This is a genomic window from Streptomyces sp. NPDC060064, from assembly GCF_042736455.1.
Classification (GTDB): domain Bacteria; phylum Actinomycetota; class Actinomycetes; order Streptomycetales; family Streptomycetaceae; genus Streptomyces.
The window spans coordinates 1-1,493 of the sequence record NZ_JBHWWF010000107.1 but is presented as its reverse complement, the minus strand read 5'-3'; the positions used below and the strand labels follow the sequence as shown (position 1 = coordinate 1,493).

1 protein-coding gene is annotated in these 1,493 nt (G+C 62.6%); it reads right to left on the bottom strand.

Features of this window, described 5'->3' with window-relative positions; translation table 11 throughout:
* Window positions 1-143: transposase (locus ACFWDI_RS40940; RefSeq protein ID WP_385312187.1), on the bottom strand; the 143-nt coding region annotated here is incomplete at its 3' end.
* Window positions 144-1,493: the final 1,350 nt, after the last annotated feature.

The window sequence follows — 1,493 nt, the reverse complement described above, 5'->3', positions numbered from 1 at the left end:
CGGAACAGGTCGTAGACCCGGTCCCACGGCCCGTACCGCTCGGGCACATCCCGCCACGGCGTTCCAGCCCGCGTCCGCCACCGTATGCCGTCTATGAGCTGCCGCCTGGTCCAAACCGGCGGCCTCCCGGCCTTCTTGCCCATCGGCAGCAGCGGCTCCAGCCGCGACCACTGTGCATCTGTCAGATCTCCACGCGCCACAACGCATGATCATCACCGATCAAGATCCACTTTCGCAACAGACCCTAGTCGGGTTGCTTCATGGCGGTACGCCGCGTCAGTCGACCATCCGCCGCTTATCACCTGATCTGCTCGATTTCCGCGAGGCCAGCCCGAAACGTTCGATGCGAGCCGACGTTGCCAGCTCGCTGGCCCCACGGAGAGCTTGCCAGCGACCGCGATCAAGCACCCGCACCGGACCCCTGGCGCACTGATACCGCCTACCACTGCCCATCGGGTACGGCATCCGATCCCCAGCCACCGGCCCGGCCCACCTGCGTTGAGGCGTTCCCCCGGCAGCCCTGCCGGTGACCCTCACGCTGCTGTTTGCGACACGCACGACCCTGCAGATCCCACCGGACAGGGCCCCTGGCCGCGCCGTACCCCACAGCAACTCGCAGCAGCTCCGGCGATGTCCGCCGGATCCCCCCTGATGTCACCGCAGAGGCGGACGTAGCGACCCAATTCATACGCGTTGAGGGTAGATGCGATGCGCCCTCCATCCAGGTTTACCTTCCGGAGGTCGCTGGATCAGCCGTTACATTCGTCAGGACGCTTCGACGACTTCAACCCGTAGGGCGGGTCTTTTCCCCTGCACGGGATCGTATGACCCCCTAAACGTGGGAGGGGCAGTAAACCTGTAGGAATTCTTCCCCCACCATGGGTTCTCCCACTCGAACTTAATGACACTCGAGTCGAGTCCAGCCTCCTTACAGTCAGCCGTCTTATAGGTCACTTCACCCACAGTATTCCAAGCACTCTGCGTGCCGAAGCTTGCAGATTTTCCGGGTTCGATGCGAGGCCTCGGCTCATTCGTCCACGTGCTGTTATTCACTTGCGGATAGGAAGCGAGACCGTCCTCACCGCTCGATGTATCCCAGTGATCGGCCACCAACGTGCAGGAAGTGTGATTGATGAAGGCCACGTCAACAGTACGTGCAGCGTCGGCCTGCGCTGACGTGGCTGACAGGAGCACCCCGGCGAGGGCTGCACTGGCGGGGATCCCCCACCTGCTTACTTTCATCGTCGTTACCTCTTTGCATCTCGATCGGAGCCGACCGGTGAACACCATCACCCATCGCCCGCATGGTGGACCTCCAAGCATGGGTCCCTGGTAAGTCGGCACTCTTGCGTGAACGAAATACACCATCTGGAGCCTTTTCCACTTGTACGTCTGGCGGGTGACGTGATGGCGCATGGTCGACCGGTGGCGTGACGAACGGGGCATCCCGCGGGTTGGCGAGTCGCCAAACGTCAGCCTCACCAGCGGAGATG